The 23,082-nt window shown below is 40.1% G+C and carries 13 protein-coding genes and 1 pseudogene; 3 read left to right on the forward strand and 11 right to left on the reverse strand.

The window, feature by feature from the left end:
* Positions 1 to 39 precede the first annotated feature (39 nt).
* The 9 genes and pseudogenes from N824_RS21420 to N824_RS21460 form a co-directional block, all read right to left on the reverse strand.
* A complete protein-coding gene (locus tag N824_RS21420) occupies positions 40 to 540 on the reverse strand; it encodes a hypothetical protein (protein WP_048907173.1) in 501 nt (166 codons plus the stop codon).
* Positions 533 to 1,801, reverse strand: coding sequence for a condensation domain-containing protein (locus tag N824_RS21425; protein ID WP_048907174.1), 1,269 nt, complete (start codon positions 1,799 to 1,801; stop codon positions 533 to 535). The genes N824_RS21420 and N824_RS21425 overlap by 8 nt, the downstream gene beginning before the upstream one ends.
* On the reverse strand, positions 1,798 to 3,051 hold the full coding sequence (locus N824_RS21430; RefSeq protein ID WP_048907175.1) for a condensation domain-containing protein: 1,254 nt from the start codon (positions 3,049 to 3,051) through the stop codon (positions 1,798 to 1,800). The genes N824_RS21425 and N824_RS21430 overlap by 4 nt, the downstream gene beginning before the upstream one ends.
* On the reverse strand, positions 3,048 to 3,974 hold the full coding sequence (locus N824_RS21435; protein ID WP_200869921.1) for a glycosyltransferase: 927 nt from the start codon (positions 3,972 to 3,974) through the stop codon (positions 3,048 to 3,050). The genes N824_RS21430 and N824_RS21435 overlap by 4 nt, the downstream gene beginning before the upstream one ends.
* A 260-nt stretch (positions 3,975 to 4,234) precedes the next feature.
* Positions 4,235 to 5,446, reverse strand: a pseudogene (locus N824_RS21440) (glycosyltransferase).
* On the reverse strand, positions 5,439 to 6,203 hold the full coding sequence (locus N824_RS21445; RefSeq protein ID WP_048907177.1) for an alpha/beta fold hydrolase: 765 nt from the start codon (positions 6,201 to 6,203) through the stop codon (positions 5,439 to 5,441). The pseudogene N824_RS21440 and the gene N824_RS21445 overlap by 8 nt, the downstream one beginning before the upstream one ends.
* Complete coding sequence (locus N824_RS21450; RefSeq protein WP_048907178.1) at positions 6,194 to 6,493, reverse strand: acyl carrier protein; 300 nt, start codon at positions 6,491 to 6,493, stop codon at positions 6,194 to 6,196. The genes N824_RS21445 and N824_RS21450 overlap by 10 nt, the downstream gene beginning before the upstream one ends.
* A complete protein-coding gene (locus tag N824_RS21455) occupies positions 6,481 to 10,758 on the reverse strand; it encodes a type I polyketide synthase (protein ID WP_048907179.1) in 4,278 nt (1,425 codons plus the stop codon). The genes N824_RS21450 and N824_RS21455 overlap by 13 nt, the downstream gene beginning before the upstream one ends.
* Before the next feature lie 12 nt (positions 10,759 to 10,770).
* Complete coding sequence (locus N824_RS21460; RefSeq protein WP_048907180.1) at positions 10,771 to 17,781, reverse strand: type I polyketide synthase; 7,011 nt, start codon at positions 17,779 to 17,781, stop codon at positions 10,771 to 10,773.
* Positions 17,782 to 18,329: 548 nt separating this feature from the next.
* Here N824_RS21460 and N824_RS21465 point away from each other — a divergent pair.
* Positions 18,330 to 18,863 carry an OmpA family protein gene (locus tag N824_RS21465; protein WP_048907181.1) on the forward strand — a complete coding sequence of 178 codons (534 nt, stop codon included), beginning with the start codon at positions 18,330 to 18,332 and terminating at the stop codon, positions 18,861 to 18,863.
* 40 nt (positions 18,864 to 18,903) lie between these two features.
* On the opposite strand, the gene N824_RS21470 is transcribed toward N824_RS21465, so the two are convergent.
* A complete protein-coding gene (locus N824_RS21470) occupies positions 18,904 to 19,326 on the reverse strand; it encodes a hypothetical protein (protein ID WP_152542438.1) in 423 nt (140 codons plus the stop codon).
* Between the two features lie 54 nt (positions 19,327 to 19,380).
* On the reverse strand, positions 19,381 to 19,938 hold the full coding sequence (locus N824_RS21475; RefSeq protein WP_048907183.1) for a hypothetical protein: 558 nt from the start codon (positions 19,936 to 19,938) through the stop codon (positions 19,381 to 19,383).
* Positions 19,939 to 20,075: 137 nt separating this feature from the next.
* On the opposite strand from N824_RS21475, the gene N824_RS21480 reads away from it, so the two are divergent.
* Positions 20,076 to 21,026 (forward strand): hypothetical protein, encoded by a 951-nt coding sequence (locus N824_RS21480; protein WP_048907184.1) that lies wholly within the window; start codon positions 20,076 to 20,078, stop codon positions 21,024 to 21,026.
* Positions 21,027 to 21,120: 94 nt separating this feature from the next.
* Positions 21,121 to 22,581: a PP2C family serine/threonine-protein phosphatase gene (locus tag N824_RS21485; protein ID WP_048907185.1), complete on the forward strand. Its 1,461-nt coding sequence runs from the start codon at positions 21,121 to 21,123 to the stop codon at positions 22,579 to 22,581.
* The last annotated feature ends 501 nt before the right edge of the window (positions 22,582 to 23,082 follow it).

Below are 23,082 nucleotides of genomic sequence, written 5' to 3' on the forward strand. Positions count from 1 at the left end.
TGATTGTTAACCACCAGGTAGTTACTATCAAGCTAGAAATTAAGCGCTTTTTAACTCCTTAATTTTTTTAATGGGCCAGAGGGTAAAAACTATCGACAATGTGCCAGCCAGGACACCCAAAAGGATAGAAAGCAATTTCCCATTAAAACTATAATCTTTAGGGATACTAAGTTGAACCGCCAACATAAAAAACAAAATAACAGAAGAGGTAGTTACACCGTTAATACCTGCCATCTTAAACATAAATTTATTCTTTGTAAAATTATCAGGCAGCACAAATCCTACTTTACCCTCTTCAGAAAGCGCTATGGTCTTTTTTAAAATATCAAAAGTGATTATAAATGGAAGCAACAATGCCATAGGTAGCAGAAACCTTGCGATGCAATACTCCCCTTCAAATAAATGAACCGCATTGAGATTTTTAAAGCTAAAATAAGGGATAATAGTGTTGGCGATCACATTGGGAATAAAGTAAAGCGGTAGGTTTCGTAGAACAAGCCTTTTCAATACCATGTCATCACTTTTTAAATCTTTAAGCATAACTTACCATCAACTCTTGCTGTAACAGTTCCAGCGCTTTATTTTTAATTGCTATTGCCTCGCTTTCAGGTAAAAAAGCGTCATTTGAGCAAAATGTGAAATCCATTTCTCCTCTAAAAGTACTTACAACTATGGTATTGGAATTTCGCCAGGGGAAACCGACTGTTGGACTATATATAGCTTCCACTTCAAAAGAATCGTAGTTTTCAAGAATTCCCAGCCTCCCCATATTTGAAAAAGTTACATCATGACTACCTTCAGTGCTCAATAAATACTTCACCATCTTCTTTACCGAGCTATGGAAATATTCGCTCATGATCAAGAGTTCATGAACATTCATGGCAGCAATTTTTGCATTCAGGTCTTCCTTTACTTTCTTTGCTTTTTCCCAAAAGCCGATAAGCTTATCATCAACCGATAGTTCGGCAATGGGTGCAAAAGCAAACATGGTATCCCCTTTTATTTCGCTGATAAATCGCCTCACATCAACCGGACAGATTACCTTGCCATGAGCCTTGGCCCCTTTGACAGATTGAAATGCTTTTAATAAAATAACACACAATGCGGAATATACACTTACACCTGCTGTTTTACATTCAATAGCAAGTGCTGCCGTTTTCTCTGCATCCAGTTTCCAATGCAAGAAATAGTTTTGTCCATCCGGACTTTTACTTTTTGTAGATTTAAAAAGAAAAAACAGCCTTGCAACTACTGAAAAAAACTTCGCTTTTAAAACCTTTCCTTTACTCGCTTTAAATGATTGAGAAAGTAATCCTTCCATAGAATTAAATGGCAGGTAGCTGGACAACTCCTTTTCCGGCTTATCCAGTACTCCTAATATCTCATTCATTAAAGCAACAAAGGTAGTACCGTCACAAATACAATGTGGACAAACTAGAATCAGATCCGAAACTTCGGCATCTTTAAGCCATACAACTCTTGCCAATGGCGCACTTTTCCCATCAAAGAGTTTCCTCCATTCAGCTTTAGATTGTACTTTCCAATCGTCATCACTAACCCGTTCTCCGATTCTAACTGGAATTTCGGAGAGCTTATTGCTTGAAACAAAATACGGAACCCCAGCAGCATCTTCTTTTATACTTGCTCGCAATAAAGGATGTTTTTGCTGCACTTTATGTAACGCATTACGTAATCTTTCAAGAGTAAAACTCCCTCGAATGGTAATCGCAAATACACAATTTAAAGGAGTAGAAGCATCCACATACATGATTCTTTCTCCCATAATCAGTCTTCTTCTCATAGCTCATTAAGTATTTCCATCATTTTTTCTTTAATAGCCTGCGCTTCATTGTAAGGGATAAACCCTTCGCTGGCAATAAATGTAAAATCCATTTGCCCAAGATAGGTTGAGGTTACAAGTGTTGTCGTATTCCCCAACGGACCTATTACAGAGGGACTAAAAATGGTTTCAACAGCAAAATTTTTATACAGGTAAGGGATATCTACTTTGCCCAGATTAGAAAACATGCAATCGTTACTCGATTTCCCATACTTTAGAAAATTAGTGAAGTTATTTAATGATGAATGAGACTCTTCCATCATCATAATCGTTTCATACGGATCTAGCTTTGCTGTTTTCTTATCAATATCTTCCTGCATTCTTTTAGCGTCCGCAAAAAAGCCGAGATCTTTATCTGCAGAAACCACCAGCATCAAACCAAATGCAAAAATGTTATCTCTCTTTATTTTTGGTGCAACCCTGCGAATATCAACAGGGAGTGAGATTTTGTTATGAAAATTTTTTTTTCGAACCCCCTTAAAGGCATTTAATACTGCCACACATAGCGCTGTATTAACGGTAACTCCTTCAGATTTACACTTATGGATTAACCGGTCGCTCAATTCTTTTTCAAGCTTCCAGTGAATCATATAATCGCGCTTTCTTTCGATCAATTTCTTCTTAACGGGAATCAGCCACAAAAACAGGTTTGCTACACCTCCAATTAATTTAGCCTTAATGATCTTCTTCTTACTGTTAAGAATCGAAACCGGTATAATATCTTCAATCCTTAAAATAGGATCTTCCTTACCTATCTCTACTGAGCCATCATCTATTAATAGTAAAAGCTCCGCCAAAATTGCCATAGCCGAGCCTCCATCACAAAGGCAATGATGAATAACCATTATAAATTCAGAAAACTCCTCGCCTTTTATCCACACCAGCCTCATTAAAGGCCCTGATCTGGTATCAAACACGGTCGACCACTCATTCATTGACTCTGTCTTCCAGTCGTCATCAGTATTCCGAGTTACAATCCTTAAAGGAATTTGCAGTTCAATTTTTTCACTAACCACAAACCAAGGCCTCAACTTCTGGTCATCGATCACAAAAGCATTCAAAAACGGGTGCTTTTCCTGGAGCCTCCGTAACGCATAATGCAAACCCTCTATCTCAAAACTGCCCTTTAGTTTTATAGGAATTACGGCATTAAAGGGTGCTTCTCCATTTCCATGAAGCATTCTTTCGGCAAATAGAAGTTTTCTTTTCATACAAATTCTTCTAATAGTTGCACTGCTTTATCATTTCCACCGGCAGCAATAAATGTTTCTTTAATTCTTAAAGAGGCGTTTCTGTATATCGGATTTTCCAGCAATTCAAATACCGCCTTTTTCATGTCCTCAATGCGTAATCTTTTATAACGGATCTTGATCCCGCAACCCGCATTTTCAATAAGTTTTGCTGTATGAAAATGATCATAAGCAATTGGAGTAATCAACATCGGCAACCCATTAATAAAAGTATCGTTAACGGTATTAAAACCACCATGACAAATCACAGCATCCATTTTTGGCATCAGCTCAGCCTGTGGCACAAAACCATTAACAATAAAATTATCTGGCCATTGCTCAAAGATATCCGGACTGGTTGCTGCCACGATAGTTACCGGGGCGTCGGCAAAAGCTTCGATCAACTTACCAAAAAACTCTTTTCTAATGTCAACCAGCAAAGTTCCTAATGAAACAAATACTTTGGGGGTAGTTGCCTTTTCTAATCTCTCCCAATCAAAGTCAGCATGATTTGGCCGACCTTTAACAGGTCCAACAAATTTCATATGAGGCATTGAGCCCTGAGCTCCAGCAAACTCTTCAGAAGTAAAAACGATGTTCATTTTATGTGAGTGAATAATAATTTCCTCACCATACACACCAAATTCCCGCTGTAATCCTTTAATCAGGTTTTCCTGCCATTCAAATATTTTAGGTGCGCTGTTCGCCGTATCTCCCATCACATCTGGCGGCACCGGTGTGGTGGTAACACAAGGAACTCCTTTAATGTAAGCACATAATGCTCCCGCAAAAGTGATGCAATCGTTTATAATTACATCTGGCTTCCATTCATCCACACACTTACCAAGGCCTTTCATCATAATGCGGGCTATAGGAACATAGGTTTCTTCAAGTGCCAGTTTCATTACCTCAGGACCAGAACAAGCCGGGCCATCGKMNTGTSWYKKKANATAYKKYNNGAASWKCKYNCCTRATGTTCAACCAAATCATCATGTGGATAGATGTACTCACCACCCCCAGGAATATGAGAATCCGAAAGTGGTATAACGCCGAACCATTTCACCTCATGACCGTTAGCAATCAGACTAGCTCCTACGCTTAACGTTGGGCTTATATGACCAAAAAAAGGCGGCACAACGAACAAAAACTTTGACATAATTCTCTTTTAATTATTTAATWYCWSMWCANATSTYNCCRCRNCTKNAACTGNNCWASCWKATCTNGMTGCAGTCTCCGTTCCTCCGGCCTCTTCAAAAGACAAACCCATCTGTTGGGCTGCATTACCGAAAGAGTCATTATTTAAAATTTCATCAGCAGCTTCCTTAAGATGTTTTGATTTGAACCGATTGAAATTTAACCTCAAACCAGCACCCACTCTGACCACCCTCCCGGCAACGTGCGACTGATCATACGCAATTGGCACAACTACCATTGGCAAGCCATTAGTTAAAGTTTCACATACTGTATTATGACCTCCATGACAAACAACTGCATCGAGATAAGGTAGCAGTTCCAGTTGTGGAACATTGCGCTGAACTATAAAATTCTCGGGCCATTCCTCAAACAACGAAGGGTCAGAAACAACCACAACTGTTAAAGGTTCCTCAGCAAAAGCTTCAATCACCTTAGCAAAAAAACTCTTCTTATGTTCGTGATCAAAAGTGGTCCCTATACTTACCAGTATTTTTGGCTGCCCGGTCCTTTGCTCCAATCTTTTCCAATCAAAAGCAGTTTGACCTTCTCTCTTATGGAAAACAGGACCTACAAATTGATAATTAGAAGGCAGTTCCATTTCACCAAAAAATGCTTTAGAAGTCAACACCATTGTTAATAGGTCCGAGCAGGCAATGGAGTTCCCGGTTTCAATACCCAACTCCTTTTGAAGTGCCACAATTTGGTTTACCTCCCATTCATGGATCTTAGGTAGTTCATCCATCACCTTAATTGCAGCCGGTGCAGTTACAGAAGTTGCATAAGGAATATTTTTATTAACTGCAGCAATAGCCCCGGCAAACATCTGATGGTCTGTAATTATCAGATCTGGCTTAAACTTATCCAACAAACCCACAATACCTTCGTAACTGTGTCTGTTCAAAGGGATCAGAACTTCCTCATAAAGAAATTTGATGCTATCGATACCATAAACGATCTTCTTCGTAATGATGTCAAGATATTTCTCGCTGTCCTGTTTTTGCTGATCATTTTCATCATATTCGATAAGCAGTAACTCCCCCCCTTTAGGTAGGCGCAAAGCCAAAGATTTATCCAGACTAATCCAGGCTACTTCGTGACCGCGATGCAATAAAACAGCACCAATACTTAATGTAGGGTTAATATGCCCTGTTAAAGGCGGAACTATAAATACGAATTTAGCCATTATTAAAAAATGTTTCCATGATATTTCCAATACTTACCGGCTCCTGAATAGGAATATTATGGTCGCCGTTAACCTCAAGCAATTCTGCGGCTCTTATCTTATTTTTCAATTTCTTACCCGCTCCCAGGCAATTTGAATTTGCACCATATAGCAATAAAGTGTCTTGCTGTATATCCGAAATCTCAGCATCGCTAAAAAACTCCTTCTCAAGAATCATATCGCTCTTTATACTGGTTTCATGAAAAAGATACTCATACATGCGATGGTTACGTTCCATCTGTCGCTTTCCCATTTTTACTTTCGTGGTATTTGTAAAATTCATTACGTAATGCTCCAGAAACTCCCTGCTGTAATCATCTATAATATCTCGTGTTTTATCATCATTTGGGTCTGGAGCTTCTATAACAGCAAGCTTTTTTATCTTTCGGGGAAAGCGCGCAGCCATTTTCAAAGCAATAAGTCCCCCAAAACTATATCCGCCCAGATGCACCTTATCAATTCCCAAACTATCCAGCAAATCCACCAGATCATCAGTCATACTATTAAGATCATAGCCATTTTCTATCCTTTCACTTAAGCCATGGCTTTTAAGATCATACATAACCACATGAAAGTGTTTTGCTAAAATGGGAGCAATATTAAAATAGTAAATAGAAAGGTTGCTGAACATCCCATGAACAAGCAGAACTGTTTCAGCAGCCCCTTTATTCAGTTCCTGAATATGCACCCCTCGGTTATTTACCTCTATTATTGGCATTCTTCTATATAATTTACAATTGTTCCTAAATTCAGATTGATAAGCTGATCAAGATCCATATTAGACAACCATCCTGTAAAGTCTATCTGCTCACCAAAGTGTGCCTTAATTTTCTCAGAAAAGGATACAATTTCAATACTATCCATCTCAAGGTCTTTAGTGAAAGAGCTTTCCATAGTGATGTCCATTTCCTCCACAAACTCTTCCCCTATCACCTCTGTAATAAATTGTTTCATAAGATCAAAGATCTCGTTGCTGTTCAGTTTTGCTGTCGATACTACTGCGTCCATCCGATTATATAATTTTTATGTTTTATTGTTTTTATGAATATGTCGTTAATTCTTAATTCTTCTCCTCTGATCTCTTGTATAGCATATACTTTTGGATTTCCCTGTAAGCCTTTACCAAGGTATTTCCCGTAAGCTTCCTTCGCCACCCAGAAACGGGTTGCCCATTCTGCCTTGTCTTTACCAGCTAATAAGACCTTTTCTTCCTCAGAGAAAACGAGATCACTAAACCCTTCACTTCGCTCTTTAATCCGTTCAATGTCAATACCAACAGCGCGATCGTATTGTGCAATTCCCACCGCATCAGTCCCTTTATGAGCAATAGAAACATGTATGCCGTCAGTCATCTTGCCATGTGGGTAGGGCTTCCTGAATTCGTCAGATCTGATTTCAAAAGCAATAGGAAAGTATGCTTCTTGCTTAGTCTTGTTCAGTAAATTTCGAACAGCATCTTTTACTGCAACCCTACTGATCACCCATTCTTTTCGCTTATTTGGCAATAAAGAATTATGATGTTTTTTCTCATCCTGATTGAAATAGCGTTTTAAAATAAAATCCCACGAAACCACCCTATTGTAAGCGTTGTGAAACATGAACACCCCTGGAGCAATTTCTTCTGAAAGTCTGTTATTTAATGGCGACATAGATACACTCCACAAAGCATCGTCAATTTCAAGTCTTCTGTTTTGCCAGCCTGATATTATCGCCCAGATCTTATTGTCCCTTTTCATCACAAAATCTGCGGTAGCAAATTCATCATTCAACTCCGTGAGCACACAAGTACATTCAAAGCTTCCCTTCTGGTCTTTAAAATCATCAAAGAATTCTATTTCCTGTATTTTAACAGGGAAAGCGATGCGATCTTTTGTAAGTGTAAGCTGTAGCCATAAACCAAACAGCTGTCCGGCATTGTCCAAAAGAGACCCCTTGCCAGTATCACCTTCAATGATACCGGTAATACCCTTTTCACCAACAGCAATTAATTTCTTTATACCCTGATAGCGGGGTCCATGAAACATATGTCCATCATATATTTGTTCAGTTGTTCTGTCGATGTTCAAAATCTCACCCACGTCAAAACTCCTAACAGGAGCATCGGCAAGTTTTCTAGCCAGCAATACTTCTGCATTTGCAAAACGCTCCAGGTTCAAATACACCAACTGCTGATCTTTCCACTCGCCTATAACGGTTTCTACAAATGGTTTTGCAACATTCATCCATTGAAACACCTTTATGTTCATGATCTTTTGCACCTGCTCTTCGGGCGACTGCTCAACTGCAATTTCAGCGAACAGCTCAAAAATCATTGTCATAGGAATTACTGGATCCATATCATCTACACAGTGCCACTCTTTGGGTTGTCTGAGCAATGAATGGTCTACCAGGTACGGACAGTTGTCTAAGCTGACATCCAGCTTTTTAGAAAACGGCATCCGCTTCCCCGGGGCCGTCATAACCGGAGTAGGGGCATCTATAGTTTGACCAACAGAACCTCCATTCTTAAATAGCTGAAGTAATTCAGATTGAATATCAATCATCTCCTCAACATTCTCATTAAAAGCCTTCATCAGGGGATGTGAAGCAGCAGAATCCTCCAGAACTGCCTCTCTGCGACAAGCAGTTCTTTCCTGTTTTAGTGTTAGTGCTTTAATGCCCGCAATATTATTAATTATGGGTAAGCCAAGTTGAAGCACAATGCCCTTTCTAGTTGCATTTTTTTTCTTCTCATACCCCATGAATTGCATTCCGGCTTCCTTACCTTCAACAAACAATGCAGCAAGTACGCGCTGCAACTGGGCAATACCAGAACGGATTGGTACGTTTGAAGATACCGCACTATAATTTTTGCCACGTAAAGTATCATCAATAAAACCAATCAAACCACCCGACCCAATTTGGACAAACACCCTTGCGCCTTCATTATAAAGTCGCTCAGTAAGTTCACGAAAGCGAACAGGCTTTATCAGGTGTTCTACACTTAATTGTCTTATTGCTTCAAAACCTTCCGGATAAAGCTCCAAAGTAGTTGCCGACCATAAAGGAAACTTCGTTTTTCTAAACTGCATATCCTTCATGCCCTCCAGCATAACATCCAGTTTAGCTGCCACAAAAGGGGAATGGAATCCAGACTGGAAAGGGAGTATCTGATGAAAGATTTGCTTAGTCCTTAATATTGGCACCAGCTCATCAAGAGCCATATTACTTCCGCAAAGAATAACCTGTTGCGGGCAATTATCATTTGAAAGATATAATTGATCTATGTTTTCGATAATAGACTGCAGCTTGTCAATTCCACATCCTACAGCAATAAATTTGGAATCCTTTAACTCAAATGTTTCCGGATTGAGGTAATTTAGCAATTGCATTACCGATGATTCTTCTGCTAACTCAGAAGATCTTGCCGCGAGCCATTCACCTAAACTATGTCCAGCATTCATATCAGGCAGTATACCTAATTGCTTAATGGCCGTATCAAGGATACTGCTTTTCTCCAGAATTTTCAAAGCTTCATCTAATAAGCCCCCAGCTGTCGAAGCCTCCTTATGTGCAATATTGAAATGCTCAGCAACACTAAGCACCTCTCCACTTGCCAAACCATCAAGGCCCGGAAACACAAAGGCTACTTTCCCACCGTTGCTTAAAAGAGGTTCATTATTATACCATATATCTTGTTTATTGCGCCATGGAACATTTTTTCCCACGATTTTAAGCGCTTTCTTTATTCGCTCGGGAGTCGGATCAAACACTGCAATGCGATATTTGCCTTCACCAGGATCTTTGTCATTGGTTTCCAAAGCATCCAGCAAATCTTCGTGGCTGTGACGCGCTATTAACAGCACCTCATCTGTTTGGGTACTCTTTAAAACAGAAGCAGGCTCCGGCTTATTAGCTCCATAACCTTCAAGTACCACATGTGCATTTATACCCCCAAAACCAAAGGCATTTACCCCCGCAATCCTTGGTAATCCTGAGGACTCCCAATTCTGCGGATCTTGCACCGCTCTAAATCTCGTTTCTTTTAATTGCGCTAAAGGAACATCACAATGCAATGTTGGCGGAATAATGCCATGATACAATGCTAATGATGTCTTTATCAGTCCCGCAATACCCGAAGCAGGCATGGCATGACCAATATTAGATTTTACCGTTCCAACACCTGCCTTTGGCAATGAATTATCACTACCAAAAAATTGCAATAAAGTCTCTATCTCAGTTTTATCACCCAATGGCGTGCCGGTACCATGGGCTTCTATATATCCTATATCTTTTAAATCAACACCTGCATTTTCCCAGGCTTGAGCAATTGCTTTGATCTGTCCCTTCACCGAAGGGCTCATTACACTGGTGCCGCTACCATCACTACTAACACCAATACCTTTTAATATGGAATAGATCCTGTCGCCATCTGCAATTGCATCTTCAATGCGTTTTAGTACCACAAACCCACAACCTTCTCCAATAAGTAATCCATCGGCTCCCTCATCAAAAGGAGCAATCTTTCCTTTTCTGGATAAGGCACCCAGTTGAGTAAAAATACTCCAGAATGCAGCATTCTGGCCAACATGAACACCCCCTGCAATAACCATATTGCAACGCTTACTATTCAACTCCTGCACCGCATGATCAATGGCAATAAGAGAGCTCGCACAGGCCGCATCTAAAGTATAAGCCACCCCGCCAAGATTTAACCTGTTGGCAACTAAAGAAGCCACAAGATTAGGAATAAGCCCCATTGCAGTATCAGCGCCAAAACGACCTTTACGAACCTGAAACTCTTTCTTTACCTTATCTATTTCTTCTTCGCCCAAATGAGGTAAAAGATCTTTTAAAACACTGGCAATCTGCTCGCCTGTTCTCACTATTTCTATGGCGCGGGTAGCTCCCGGCCCGGCATAATTCCCTTTACCGATAATGATGCCCGTTTTATCAAGCGAAACATTTTTTTCAAACACCCCTGCATCTTCCAATGCTTTCTGAACCAGGTTAAGTGTTAATAAATGATCAGGTTCTGTACCTTCAACAGCTAATGGTAATATCCCAAAACCGGCAGGATCAAACTCCACTTCAGGGATAAAACCTCCACGGTTACAATAAAAACGATCGACTCCAGCTGAACCCTTTTCAAAATGTACCTGATCAATTCTATTGGCAGGAACAATCTGCGTAGAATCTACCTTGTTAATTATATTTTGCCAGAAGGTCTCCACATCACCCGCACCGGGAAAAATGCAAGACATTCCTACTACAGCTACATCCGTTTTTTTCATAACACCCTCTGGCTACCAGTTACTTCCTGCCATGATGAGTACCTGACTCTCATTTCCGTATTTAACTTCATTTACAAAGGTCTCCATGCCATCCTGCAAGGGTATCATGGAAATTCCTCTGCGTTCATATTCTTTTTCCAGTGTAGACGAAACCATGCCTGCGCCTTTCCAGGGGCCCCAGTTTATCGCCATCACCTTACCCTTTATCTTGGCTTTTAATGCCCAGGCGTACCTGTCCATTACGCTATTTGCTGCCGCATAATCTGTTTGTCCACGGTTTCCGTAAACCGAAGCTATGCTCGAGAAGAAGATTACGAATTGCGTTTCTGGTCTTAGTTGCTCCGCAAGTACACGTAAAGGAGTTACCTTGGTTTCAAAAACCCGTCTAAAGGATTCCACCGTTTTACCATGGAACAATTTATCCTCCAGCAAACCCGCGCCATGAACTACTCCATCTATCCTTCCGTATTCTTCATAAACCTGACCAATAAATTTGCTTAAGCCTTCTTCGTCACGCAAATCAAGTGATGCATATGATACTATAGATCCTGCTGATTCAAGTGAGCCGATAGTTTCCAGAATCTGGTTGTTTTTATAGATTTTGTTTGTTTCCTGCTCTATTTCTACCGGTTTTTTAAGATTACCCTGTTTGATTAGATAAGCCCTGATCTCTTCTTTGGTTTTCATAAAAGTAAACTGGTCCAATCCATTGGCTCTGGGGTCAGGAGAACGGCCAACTAAAATATATCTGCAAGAATAATCCTTTGCAAAATGTGTCATCAGCTTAGCGGTAATACCCTGGGCCCCACCAAGAACCAGCACCACCGCTTCTTTATCCAGCTGAATATGGGAATCAGTCAATCCGGTTACCAGCTGTGAAGGAATAAGTTCAAGCGTCTGTCTGTTAACGCCATCATATATAACCTCAGAAGGCTCATCCGGATTCAGGATCTCATTCAAGGTGATTTTAGCAATTTCTGATGTTGCAGATTTTGTGGTTAAACTTACAACCCTGCATTTGGTATTTTCATATTCCTTATCTAAACTTTTAAACAAGCCTGAGTATCCCTGAAAGTGCCTTAACATGGCCGCATCAGATTCATTATCCATATAACCCTTGGTATCCGAAATTAGATATACCCATTTCATCTCCTCAAAATCCAGCTCCTTTATCATTGCAATATTGTCAATAATAGTAGCCTTATCTGGCGTACTGAACATGTTCAGCATGATCAAACCTTTATAACCTTTTAAACTATCTTTAACAGAAACAACATCTACAATTGCTCCCTGAGCCTCAAATAGTTCTTTAATGGCCATGGCCTGCAAACCAGCATCGTCAGTTACCGCAAAACGAACTCCTTTTAATGATGAGGTATCTTTATTTAAAAGTTCCGAAGGGGTAAGCTCAAATCGAAGTCTCGACAACGATTCACCATAATTATCATTTACTGCGCTCTCTTCAATAATCTTTTTAGCCTCAGCAACGGTTTCGGTACCTTCAGATTCTATCTCCGAAATCCAATTTACCAAACCGTTAAGCGTCTTAATCGCGGCAAGTTTTTCCATTAGATTATCGCCACTTTCCTCACTTTTATTAAAACCGATCTTTACCTTCAGCTCGCCAATAATTTCCATGCGTTTAATTGAATCTATACTTAGATCCGCTTCGAGATCAAGATCCATCCCCAGCATATCCTGCGGATAACCGGTCTTATCACTTACAACTGAAAGAATTGCAGATTTAATATCTGCAAGCGTAAATTTCACACCAGTCACTTCCTCTGTAACCGGAACAGCCGAAGCAGTACTTTCATTGATCCAGTTTACCAAACCACTTAATGTTTTAATACCTGCAAGCTGCTCCATAAAAGCATCTTCATTTTTATCTGCATTACTAAAACCACCCAGTTCAGTGCGCAAGGAACCTATAATCTCCATACGCTTAATAGAATCAATACTTAAATCAGCCTCTAAGTCCATTTCCATTCCAAGCATCTCCTGAGGGTACCCAGTTTTATCACTTACAATACTCATTAAAACCGCTTTAACATCAACTTTTAATGCTACAGGTTTTACAACGGTCACCATTGGCTGAATCTCGGCCACAGGTTGCCTGGTTGCAATCTGTACCGATGGCGCTGATTGCGTTACAACCGGTGCAGGAACATACATTTGTTGAGGCATTTGCATATTTGGCGATTGCTGAGCTAAAAACGTTAACATCACATCACGTTGTGCCTGAATCATCATTTTCATACTGTTCAGGTATTCCTGCATCATTTGTTCTGCCCCATTCGATGGGTTATTTATATATTCTGTTTTCACTTCTGTTCCTTTTAGTTTAAGTGGTTGCATTATCGGCAAAGCCCCGTTAGCAGGTAGTTTCCCTACCGATGGAATTGCATGCTGCCCATTTACATACCAAACTGTTTTACTCTTCTTGTACTGCTGTGGTTCATCCAGGTTTAAATGCCTGCCATTACGGCCTTCAAACAATTTCTCCAATTTAACATCACGCCCTGTGGCTATGTAAGTCGCAATTGTACAAAGCAAATGTGTTATCTTATTGTGGCTATTGTCCTCTGCATAAAGGAGCAACTCATCTCTGCCTAAGCATGCTTTCGCTAGAGCTGTTAATACTTTTCCAGGTCCAACTTCAATAAAGATTCTTGCTCCGTCCTCGTACATCTGTTTTACCTGTTCTACAAATTTCACAGGTTTCACCAGGTGATCGGTAAGTCTTTCCTTTACTGCTTCCGCCCCTGTCGGATATAATCCAGCGGTCGTGTTTGACCAAACAGGTAAGCTAGGATCTGTAAACTCAACCCTATCTAACACATGCTTATAAAGTGCTTTCGATTTAGCCACCAGCGGACTGTGGAAAGCACAGGCAACTTCCAATTGTCTGAAAGAAATTTTAGCAGTTTTAAGTATTTCTGTAAGCTTTTTAATTGCAGGCGTTGTACCTGCAATTACCAATTGAGTTGGCGAATTATAGTTTACTGCATAAACATCCTTCATGCCATCAATCACCTTAAATATCTCATCCTCCTTACTGGTTACCGCAATCATAGCCCCCGTATCTCCATCTTCTACAGCATCGAGAATCGCCTTGGCCCTTTGTTCACTTAAAAACACCAGTTGATCATCATCAAAAGCACCGGCAAAACACAAAGCAGGTAACTCACCATAACTATGTCCCGCAACCATGTCAGGTTCAATACCCAAGTCTTTAAGAAAATTAGCAATTGCCAGATCCACAATACCTAAAAGTGGCTGTGCCATACGGGTATCCTTAATTCTTTCTTTCTGAGCTTTTAAGGAAGCTTCATCAAATACCGCATTTGGGAAAAGGACTTGTTCATATTTACTCCTGTTGTTTAGCAGTTTCCGCATGGCGGGAAATATCACAAAAAGATCTCTTGCCATATTGATACGCTGACTACCCTGTCCAGGGAACATAAACGCTACCTTACCTGCTCTCTTCTTAGTGATATAGGTATCTTTACTTTCAACGCCCGATAAAGCCAGGTCAATCTTCATAATCAGGTCTTCAACTCTATCAGCTACAATACTCAGCTGTATCTGCTTAGTATTTCCCATGGCCAAGCTAAAGGCAATGTCCTTTAAATCTATATTGTCGTTTTCATCCAGTAAAGCCTTTACATTACTCAATTGTTTTTTGGCTTCCTCATAGGTATCGCCTCTAAAAACAAACAGTTCAGACGGCAATGAAGTTAATGCAGATGCCTGTTCAGAAACTTTATGATCGCTTTCAATAACCGCATGGAAATTAGTGCCTCCAAAACCAAAGGCACTTACCCCGGCATAACGTTTATCTTCCATCCACAACCCGGCTTCGGTATGAAAAGCAAAAGGACTTGTACTACTGTTATAATAACTGTTAGGTTTTGTTAAGTTAATGGTTGGCGGTTTTACGCCATGATAAACAGATAAAGCAGCTTTTATTAAACCTGCTAAACCTGCCGCACATTTGGTATGGCCTATCTGGGTTTTCACTGATCCCAAATGAGTTTGATTTGCCCTCGCGCCTGATTCATTCAACATATCAGTTAAAGCGCTAAGCTCAGTTCTGTCGCCGACTACGGTACCCGTTCCATGTGCCTCTACCAGTCCAAGAACTGATGGCGAGATGCCCGCCTGCCCATATGCACGTTCAAGCGCCCTAACCTGACCAGATTTACGCGGGGCTGTTAAACCAAGGCTCTTCCCGTCACTTGAACCACCAATACCCTGAATTACAGCATAAACCCTATCACCGTCCCTCAAAGCATCTTCATGCCTTTTCAGCACCACCATAGCTACACCTTCACCTAAGGCAATGCCATCAGCCTCAGCATCAAACGTTGCACATCTTCCCTTGCGGGATAAAGCATGAGTACTCGAGAACATCAGGTAATCATTAATACCGTTATGTAAATCCGCCCCACCAGCAAGTACCATATCCGACTTCTCCAGGAACAATTCCTGACAAGCCAAATCGATAGCCGCTAAAGATGAAGCACATGCCGCATCAACAGTATAATTGCGCCCACCAAGATTTAACCTGTTTGTAATACGTCCTGAAATTACATTGGCTAAAATTCCAGGAAAAGAATCTTCTGTGGTTTTCGGCAGCAGTTCGTCCAGTTCAGCCGGCATGTCGCCAAATACCTGTTTAAAGAAACCTCTGAAACTGTAGCTGTTGGCCAGGTCATTCCCACCCTCGGCTCCTATTATTACAGATACGTTCTCTGCATTAAAGTTACCCTCTCTATAACCGGCATTTTCCATTGCCTGTTTGGCTACCATAAGGCTCAATAACTGCGTTGGCTCAATTGCCGCTAACGATTGTGGGGGAATTCCATATTCCAATGGATCGAAATCAATCTTAGGAATAAAACCACCCCATTTAGAATGCGACATGTCATTCTCCATTGATTCCGGATTATAGTACAGCTCCTTATTCCAGCGTTCATCCGGAACTTCCGTTACCGAATCGTTCCCCAGAATAATATTACGCCAATACTCTTCAATATTTTTTGCGCCCGGAAAAATACAGGCCATTCCTACTATGGCTACGTTTAGCGATTTTCCGTTAGCCTCAGGAAGTGCAGCCAATGCTGCGTTTTCAATATATTTATAGTTGCCTTCAGCAACATCTTTATGCAAATCTAAAATAGAAACAACCTCGTTACGCATTGCCGCTATCTGCCCAATCATGTACATACCCAAGTGCAACTGATCCTTTTCATCAATGGTTACCAGCTTATCACCTTTGCGTTCAATTCCTTTTGCTGCAATACGCAGGCGGCCGACATTTAAGCTTTCCAGCTTCGCCCAGATTTCCTTTTTATCTATCCCTTCCTTCTGGAGCTTTTCTTTTTCTTCATTAAAGAATGCCGCAAACGGAGATTTTAAACATCTGGTTTCGTGACCTGGTGCTGTTTCCAATAATACCGTATCGTTAGACACCATAGCTTGTTCCTGGAATTTATCCTGAATAGCCCCCGTAGCTACTGCCTCTCTGGTATATAAATATGAAGTACCCATCAACACCCCAACCTTTACACCTTTTGCTGCTAAGGGCGCTGCCATTACAGCAATAAATGCGGTTGATAAGGCATCGTGGATGCCACCAGCAAAAAACACACTGATCTGTTCCGGTTGATCTTCTTTTAATAAACGCTCAATCTGCTTCTCCCAAAGCACCATACTCGATAGAGGTCCAACATGCCCGCCACACTCTCGCCCTTCAAAAACAAAACGTCTGGCGCCTTCCTTTAAAAACATATCCAGAAGTGAAACCGATGGCACATGAAGAAAGGTTTTTATGCCCAGTTTTTCAAGCGGTTTAGCTTGCGATGGTCTGCCACCCGCAATTAACACTACAGGAGGCATCTCTTGTTTTATATATTCCAGCTGCTCATCACGCAACTCCTGAGGAGCAAAACCCAATATGCCCACGCCCCAGGTCTTATTTCCCGCAAGTCTCTTAGTTTCACTGATCAGTTCCTTTGCACGATCTCCCTTTAACAATGATAGTGCAACAAAAGGCAATGCCCCTGCTTCAGCTACAGCGTTAGCAAAAGGTGCAACATCACTAACCCTTGTCATAGGCCCTTGTGCTATAGGATAGGTAATATTTAAATCTCTTGACAATGCATTATCAACGCTAATCACGTTGATTGATTTAGCCTGATTAAGATGTCCGTGAACGGCTTCCTGAATCCCAAATATTAACTTGTCTAATTTTTTGTACCGGTTTACAAGGTCTGCTGAGATCGCAACATCCTGCCCCATCGGGAGGAACGAGCGCTCCAGATCAAATCCATTAAAATAAGGTTCAAAATCTTCCGCTGTGGCCTCTTCAGCAAGTACAGGTGAATTTGGTCGCACCAATACCCTGAAATCTCCAATAAGTCTGGTTTCGTTACCACCTAATTTTTCGCAGATCTGTTTTATAGGGGTTGGAACGCTGCATTCAGGGAACAATGCAAGTTGACTGTCCAATACAACTCCTGCTGCACCAGATGCAATTAAAGCAGCAGCAGTATGTATACCAACACCACCCTGTACATATATGTTTATATTTTTAATCTCTTTAACAATGCGTTGAAATAGGATATATGATGACTCATAGGCAACCTTTCCGGCGCCTTCATTACCTTTCACTATAATCCCGTCAGCTCCTTCGGCCTGGGCTTTTTTGGCATCTTCAACATTGCAAACCTGATAAAACAGCTTAACCTGTTTTTTTCTGGCAATTTGTATTCCGTACGGCAGTATAACCATAGTTACCTGTTCAGGAAAAACAACATCCTTAAGATCGTCCGAAATCAGGCACACGCCAAATCCTTTCGAACATTTTTCTGACAACTGCTCTAACGCTTCGGCAGCTACGGCTTTATCTCTTCCGAGGTGAAGTACAGGAAACGCCTTCGCATTTGACACCGCACAGGCAAGATTTACATCAGGCCGTTCAAATGGAGTTATTCCAATAATAATGGGAGTTTTCATGTTGTTGAGGGATGATTAGGGTTCAACTTCGAGTATTCTTCGAATATCATTTAACATATTCTACAGAAGCAGGATTTTTATACAGAAAAGCACCATGATTTTATTCAAAGTAGCTCTATATCAAGAAAATTATGCGCTTTCAACTAAATATTTCAACAACATTTTAAAAAACACAATAAAAAGCAATAATCCTACGCTCTTGCATACCCAAAATTACAACTATAAAGACTCAATACCTCCAAAAAGACAAAAGTGAACAAAAAGAACAAACACAAAAAAGCCCAATTAAATGTGTTTGACGCAATAATTTAACAACCTATTAACATCAAGCTAAAATCCGACAATAAAGGGGGCAAAAGTTCGTTCAATACGACTTGTTTAATCAGAGGATTTACATGAGCACCAACACTCCATTTTTTAAATAAATTTAGTAGAACACACGTTCTTAATATAACTGGCGTTATTAGTGTGTTATTTTATTTGCATTTTAAGATATAATTAATACCTTTTGTGCACATAACAAATGAACTAAATTTTATAAAACTCAAATGAAAATTACAAAAACAATTTCGCTCCTTGCAGTCATCGGACTTTTGTCAATCTCGATGTATTCGTGTAAAACAAAGAAAGTAGTAGCGAAACCAAATCCGGTTCCGGTTGAGAAACCAGCACCTGCGCCAGAGCCAGAAAAACCTGCACCAACTCCTGCGCCAGAGCCAGAAAAACCAGCTCCTGCACCTGAACCAGATTTTAACTTCAAAAACATTCAGTTTGAATTTAACTCTGACGTGTTAAAAACGGCTTCATTCCCAATTTTAGATAAAGCCGTTGCCGAAATTAAAAAGGACCCTACAGCTAAATTTGTCTTAAACGGACACTCTTCAGCAGAAGGTACACCGGAAAGAAACATGTCTTTGTCTGTTGACAGAGCGAATTCAGTTAAGTCTTATCTTGTTAATGCAGGTTTAAATGCATCTAACTTTACCGTTAAAGGTTTTGGCGAAAGTCAGCCAGTAACTTCAAATTCTAATGAAGAAGGAAGAATTTTAAATAGACGAGTAGAGATTAAAGCAGACAAATAAGATCTGCTAAAAGGAGGGAGTATTTTGTCGAACCAGCAAATTAATCAAACTTAATTTGCTCAGGCCCATCAATTTTTGATATATGGCAGGCACAATTCCCTCCTTTTACCTTTATAATTGCCGACTTGGTCTGTGCACTTTTGGTATACGTTCCGGTAACTTTAACACTATCTCCACTTTCTGAAAGTTTGCTGATATGCCGGTCGCTAGCCACAATATAAATACCAGTTTCAGAATTGATATCACTTGTCGCAACACTTAAAGTATCGCCCGTACGTTGGTTGACAGCACTATAATTATCAACAGCTACTCCTTCTCCGTTTTTATCTACAAACTTCACCACCAAAGTAGCAAAACTTTCATCGCAAATTTTATCCTGGCAATTTGAATTATCTGTTTTATCACATGCTGCCAGCAGTATTACCCCTACTGCGCAAACAAGCATCGCTATTTTCTTAAACATAAACATCCTTTTCATCACTAAACGTAAAATATATCAAAAACGCTACATGCTTTCTTATTTGTCGATACTCATGGCCTCAATTTCCGCCATGTATTGAGTTAGAGCTTCGCCATAAGTAAGCTTAATATGTTCCGGCTTGCTTAAAAATACCTTAAAATCTTCAAGGTCATTGACCGTAAAACCCATTCTTACGAATAGCTCTTTATCTGTTTCCCATTCTTTCAGACTTACCTTCTTCTTTTTTAGGTTTCTGTATAATACCATGCCTTCAGCAAAATCTTTATAGGATGCCGTCTCTCTAAAAACGGTCAACATCTCAATCAGCGTTCTGTAGGTAGCCGGTTTCCCCAATCTTACCTGATCCAGCATTAAAGCGCCTAATATCGGCCCTTTAAAAAACTCATTGTCAATGCTATCAAAATTACCGCAGTGTTTTAAAATCTCTATATCACGTTTCAGCATTACATCTTGTTCTGCAGTTTTATGCTTAACAAAATAGGGTTCAGTATCAAGTACTTTAACGCAGTCAATTGTATCTTGCTGTGCAAAAACCGGAAACCCTGAAAACAAAAAGAAGAAAGGGCTAAACAAACAGAAAATAGATAATTTCATAAGTTCCCGCAAAGTTAACCAACTCCTTCATACTCCCGACACAAAATCATCGTTGTAATTGTTAAATCTATGAAGGGCCATTTGGCAATGTTTTTTTTCCTTATCTTTCGATCTAATATTTACTACAGCAATTATAAATGAGTACAAAACCTTCTATTTGGCAACGCATGGGCATCCAGGACTGGTTCTTAACCAATAATGGATCCACATCATCGGGCAAGTCGAAACCGCTTACACCTAACCAGGTTTATAAATATATCATCGAAGAATTTCGGAAATCCATATCAGAATTGTCATTTGCGGAACGTGTGGTATTTTATCATGAGTTTATTATATGCCTTAATCCCGACGACTATCGTGAGTTTATAGATAACAAAAAAGGTATTCTTGGTCTAATATCTCAGGAATCTGTCGATAACTTTTATGAAATATTAAACAAACAGGTTGCAGATGGTAAAAAGGTAGAACCGTCAAGTAATAAATGGGTATTCAGATTTGTATCTCACCCGGATTATAAACCTGGGGATATTAGTTTTATAGGAAAATTATTGCCAGACAGCACACAAAAAGAAGAAAATCTTAGAGTTACCTTTATACCACGGCAAACAGGGCTGGCCCAAACATTCGACATAAACAATGATATTCTAAAAGACTTTATATTTTACAGCGAAGGATACTATGAGATCCCTTATGTAGATATACAGAAACCTGAAGAAAAGACAATAAATGATAGCCAAAGAGTGGTGTTGGCACGTTTTGAAACTACTATTCCAGATAAAGCTTACTCCGGACAAAAATTAGAATACCTGATGAAAGCAGACAATATAGTGGTTTCCGGAAACGAGGAAACAAGAGAAGAAAATCATATTTTCAGGATTCCGTCTGAGTGGGTAAATACGCCTCATCTTAAAATAAGGTACAACAGACCCGAAGATAAGTTCTATGTAGCCTCTTTTGGTGAAAAGACCATTCTAAACGAGAATCTAATTGAAAGAAGTGACATTACCGGACCTAAATGGTCTGAACTACCTGTTAACTCTCGACTTATATTAAACGGAATTATTGGTGTTAACATATTTAAATCCTGATATATGTCGCATATCTTATCTATAGCGTTATTCATTATATGCATCATTTTATTGATCGCACATTTTAGAGACATTAAAAATTCGCCCAAATAAAATGGATAGAAATTACTTTGGACTAACCGATACAGGAAAAGTAAGAGATAATAATGAGGATACCTTTATTGCCGAAACTACGGCAGCTAACGATCTGATTATTGCCTGTGTGATAGATGGGGTTGGGGGTTATTCTGGAGGCGAAATTGCTTCGGCGATTGCCAGACAGTCAATTTTACAACACCTGAACAGTCAGCGTAAAGACTTGCCTTCGCTGATGAAGGATGCAATTATTGCTGCCGATGGACAGATAATGGCCGAAAAGCAAAAAGTTAAGGAACATGAAAACATGGCCTGTGTACTTACGCTGGCAGTTGTCGATCTTCAAAAAAACCTGCTCTATTACGCACATGTTGGTGATACGAGGCTGTATTTACTTCGCGACGGATCATTAGTTAAAATATCAAAAGATCAATCTTTTGTAGGCTTCATGGAAGATAGCGGACGCCTTACCGAAGAACAGGCCATGAGCCATCCCAAACGTAACGAGATTAATAAAGCTTTGGGTTTTGGTGCAAAAATAGCAGCGCAGGACGATTATATAGAAACCGGCCAATCCCCTTTCCTTCCTGGTGATTTGTTATTGCTTTGTAGTGATGGCCTTTCCGACATGGTTAACAGACAAGGCATTACAGACATTCTAACCAAAAAGACCACTTTACAGGAAAAAGGAGCTGAGCTTATACAAGCAGCTAACAATAATGGTGGGCGCGACAATATAACTGTTGTTTTGGTTAAAAATGGTAAACAATCATTGGTACATGAGGCAACAAAACCTGCAGTAAAAGTAGAAAGCCCAAAACCTACTGTAAATCACCAGCCTTCAATAACCCATACTGCCCCTAAAGAGGTTACGGTGCAAAAAGAGATTACTCCTGTTGCTATTCCCGTGGTACAAAAAAACAACAAGGGTTTGGTAACACTGTTGTCTGTACTCTGCATTGTTTTTCTGGCATTCGCACTTTATCTGCTATGGCAAAATAACGTCCGTTCAAACGCCATTAAGCAACAAAAGCTGACAGCTTTGCAACCTGTCCGTAATGAGCAGGAAGCAAAACTTCAGGACACGATTAACAAATTGATTGGTAACACGCTAATCATTTCCGACTCCCTGTTCAAATCGCCAATTATACTTAATGAGGATATACATTTTAATAAGGATACGCTTTTCATCATTGCTAAAACGCCTATTATCATCAGAAGCGATTCTGCATATAAAGGCAGTGCTGTGTCTATTAAACCCATCAGTAAGTATGTGTTTTTAGAGAACATCACATTTGAAAACTTCCATACAGCTATATTATCCCAAAACAATGTACTGCAGCTAAAAAATGTACGGTTCAACAACTGTGTTAATTCCATAGAAGCTACTTATAATTTGCCTCAGAACATGTACATCCAGGGAAAAATACCTGCAAGTTCTTTTAAAACAGATTCATTACCAACCACGGGAAGTCATTAGTATGGAGAGCAGGAAAATAGAGCGTGCTTTTATTATACTGATAACTATCGTATTAGGATCATTATTCTTTACACTTTTCAATACCTTACAGCGTAATTTTGCCGATGTGGGTGTCCGTTTGGACAATGGAACCATGATGAACCTGAATGCTAAAAATCCAGGTGGACTCATAAAAACCTTACTTGAAAAGGGATACTATTTTGAAGACAAAAAAGACGTCAACCTAATAGAACAAACTGTTGCAAACGGGGTTAAGTCTTTTAAAGAGCCACTTGACAACGTTGGGGAGCTGAATAAAAGCAAATTCTTTGTTGAGGCGGATTATGCTTTTGCCTCTGGAGGACAAAATTTCAAAAAAAGAGCTAGCGACTCGCGCGCATTACTTGGGTATACCGGCGACGACTCTTTGCGTTTCACCCAGGAAAGAAACCGGCCTCCTCAGTTACCTGCTCAAACCGACCTTAAACTAGGGGTCCATAGCATATCGGGTAAGATTATAGA

It is taken from the genome of Pedobacter sp. V48 (assembly GCF_000523515.1).
Lineage (GTDB): Bacteria > Bacteroidota > Bacteroidia > Sphingobacteriales > Sphingobacteriaceae > Pedobacter.